Origin of the sequence: Pseudomonas sp. CFBP 8771, assembly GCF_014841695.1 — a bacterium.
In the GTDB taxonomy this organism is placed as follows: domain Bacteria; phylum Pseudomonadota; class Gammaproteobacteria; order Pseudomonadales; family Pseudomonadaceae; genus Aquipseudomonas; species Aquipseudomonas baltica.
This window is the reverse complement of record NZ_JACYUJ010000030.1, coordinates 1-306: the sequence shown is the minus strand read 5'-3', so window position 1 is coordinate 306 and position 306 is coordinate 1. Positions and strand designations below refer to the sequence as shown.

Sequence of the window (306 nt, the reverse complement as noted above, 5' to 3'; positions counted from 1 at the left end):
TTCACCAGTAGCATTGAAGGTGCCCTTGTCGTGAGCGTCGAGATAATCCCGTACTGCGATAAACCCGGAATCACGGCTGAAGTCGCCTCGGTCTTTCCCGTAGGACGCGTTGATCTGAAGCTCTATGCTGTACAGCATCAACTCGCAGCCTTTACGGGTGCGGTGTATTTCTATCTGTGCATCGGGTTTGTATTCAGTTCTCCACTCCCGGTTGAACTGTGATTTTAGGTTGTCACGTTTGTCTAGTTTGCAGGACTGCCCGGGTGCTGGAACGTAGGTCGCTAATGCCATATAAGCAAAGCCCGG

Annotated in this window: 1 pseudogene; it reads right to left on the bottom strand. The window is 51.6% G+C overall.

The annotated features are described in order from the left end of the window. A pseudogene (locus tag IFT80_RS21595) lies at positions 1-306 on the bottom strand (hypothetical protein); the annotation flags it as partial.